4 protein-coding genes are annotated in these 2628 nt (G+C 38.5%); all 4 read left to right on the top strand.

Going from position 1 to position 2628, the window contains the following annotated elements:
• Positions 1-39: 39 nt before the first annotated feature.
• Positions 40-531 carry a hypothetical protein gene (locus QRD02_RS14210; RefSeq protein WP_290255625.1) on the top strand — a complete coding sequence of 164 codons (492 nt, stop codon included), beginning with the start codon at positions 40-42 and terminating at the stop codon, positions 529-531.
• A gap of 120 nt (positions 532-651) precedes the next feature.
• Positions 652-906 (top strand): hypothetical protein, encoded by a 255-nt coding sequence (locus QRD02_RS14205; protein WP_290255623.1) that lies wholly within the window; start codon positions 652-654, stop codon positions 904-906.
• 41 nt (positions 907-947) lie between these two features.
• A complete protein-coding gene (locus tag QRD02_RS14200) occupies positions 948-1307 on the top strand; it encodes a hypothetical protein (RefSeq protein WP_290255622.1) in 360 nt (119 codons plus the stop codon).
• A gap of 634 nt (positions 1308-1941) precedes the next feature.
• Positions 1942-2430, top strand: coding sequence for a hypothetical protein (locus QRD02_RS14195; RefSeq protein ID WP_290255621.1), 489 nt, complete (start codon positions 1942-1944; stop codon positions 2428-2430).
• Positions 2431-2628 lie beyond the last annotated feature (198 nt).

The following is a 2628-nucleotide window of genomic DNA, read 5'->3' as shown; positions in this document are numbered from 1 at the left end:
CCATAATTGTCACACTATAAACCACTTAAATTTTACATTATGAGCAACACGAATCAAAATTTGCTGAACCAGGTTCTTGCGGAGCTGGCAATTACCGAAATTATGGAGGCCCTAACCACGGTAGAGTCCGCCCTGCCCACCGCAACGCTCACAGATGAGCAACGCAGGGAATTGAATTCCATAAATGTGGACAACAAGGTTTTTGCCGAAGAGGTGCTGGACGAGATGAACACCAACCCCATTGCCGCGGTGAACGGCACCTACAACAAGGAATTTCTGGCGAATGACCTCAGTCTATTTGAACAAACGGAGAGCATCCTAAGCTGGATGAAGAACATTAGCCAAAGGGTGGAGGACATCCGGCGTCTTGCGGGGCACGAGGGCTATGGCCTTGCCACGGCTGCCTATGGCATGTATGATGTTTTGGCGCGCAGCGGCGTGCCCGGCGCACAGGCGAGCTATGACAGGCTAAAGCCTCGGTTCGCAAAGAATGGCGGTAAACCGGTGGATGACAACGAAACTATTTCGTAAGAATTAGTGGAGCAGTAGAAAACGGTTCTTGAGGAACCGTTTTTTTTTCGCCTCCGTTATGATAAAAAAGATAGTCAAAACCACTATAAAAATGGCAATTGCACTATTTAAAATAGTGTTTTGACTATTAAAAATGATGTTTTGACTATTAAAATAGATGTTCTGACTATTAAAACAGATATTCTGACTATTAAAATAGATGTTCTGACTATTAAAAATGATATTCTGACTATTAAAATAGATATTTTGACTATTAAAAATGATATTCTGACTATTAAAATAGATGTTCTGACTATTAAAAATAATATTCTGACTATTAAAATAGATATTTTGACTATTAAAAATGATGTTCTGACTATCAATCACGATATTTAGACTATTAAAACGGACATATTCACCATTAAAAATTGATACTTATGGCAAAAAGCAAGTTTAACCTCCAGAGGACTAGCCCAAACGTGGGCGAAATGCTTGCGCAGCGCATCAAGGCACGGCGCATTTCCAAAGCAGCGGTGTCGCGGGCGATGCACCGGGCACCGGAAACAATACTGGAATTCACCAAACGCCCCTCCCTTCAAACCGAAGTGCTGTGGCAGCTGTGCACCGTGATGAAGCACAACTTTTTTCTGGACCTGGCCGCCCAGCTGCCGGCAGAATTTACCACCAACGCCCCAGACCAAACCCTGCCCCTTCAGCAGCGCATTGCCGCACTGGAGGAGGAGAATAAAGTGCTTACGACTAAGGTGGAGACGCTTATGGCGGTGGTTAAAAAATAAGGTTTATATTTGGGAGGGATGCCGTTGCGCACATGTGCGGGATAGCAGCAATAATATTTAAAAACATGCGTATATGCGCATGTTGTGCAACATTTAAAATATGACATTTTCTCAAACTAAAATAAATATTCTAAACCCATTAGTAATTTACACTTTACGGCTGACCACAATACTTTTGGTTCTTTCAATAATTATTTGGAGTTACTTCATATTACAAGGTTTAATTGAATTTGGGCATTTTCCAAAATATGGAGACCCGGAATTGATCTCCTTAAACGGATTTGACCGTCAGATAATAATTTTTGCAACAATGATTATGTTTTACGGGATATTGACAATTGTGATTTGTTATCTGGTCAATCTTATTTTAAAGCTGCAAGCTATCAGAAAAAAATTGATTTTTACAAGTCTCGCAATAATTGGAATAAATATATTAATTATGATCAGCTCAGCTTTTGGATGGGCTTTGGACTAAAAAACGTTGCACAACACCAGCTATAGTTCATTGCGGCGGAATTTTCTGCCGAAAATTCTCGCCGTTTTGCTATCTTTCGGCTACAGCGGAAAGAATCCTGCGGATTTTTTCCGCAACAAACCATAGCCTAAACGTTCTCTACAATTTAAAAAAATATTCGTGATTGAATTAAACAAAAAACAAATCTTCTATTTTATTGGAATTGGAGCTTTTATTTTAGCAACAGTTATGGGATTTACATATTTCGCCCGCATTGCATTTCGCGATTTTCAAATATGGTTTGACCAAAAGCCAATTCTGAATTTTTGGATTACAGAATCATCATTATTTATAGTTTATATTTTACTTGGAATATTCTCACTTCTGACAATTAAAAATCAAACAACATTCTCGGAAAATAAATTACGTAAATTATTCTTTAATTGGATCGTTGCTTTTGTATTGTCTCAAATTTTTCAATATTTATATACGATTTATGGAACCAGATTTGTTCTCGAAAATCGTGCTGACGAGTTTTCAAAATATGTGGATTTTATGCGTGGAGAATATTTGCTGGAATCTTATCAATCGTTATTTGCGATTTTACGGTATCTGATTTTTGCTGTTCTCATATATATTGCAGGAAAAACTGTAGAGAACACTGTATAACCGCAATTACGGCGGATTCGACTGCGTCCGAATCCACGCGTAATTGCTAACGTCAGTGCTTAACCGAAAAACATTAAATTTAATCCCGTAACTGCGGTTATACTAAACGTTACCTACAATTTGAACCAGGCTTATTACCGCAACCGTAATCTGATTTCCACTCAACAATAAAAAAATGTTTCTGATTTACAGCATCAT

This window comes from Aequorivita aurantiaca (assembly GCF_030410135.1).
Lineage (GTDB): Bacteria > Bacteroidota > Bacteroidia > Flavobacteriales > Flavobacteriaceae > Aequorivita > Aequorivita aurantiaca.
Note: the sequence above shows the minus strand (reverse complement) of the source record. Positions and strands in the feature narration are given on the sequence as shown.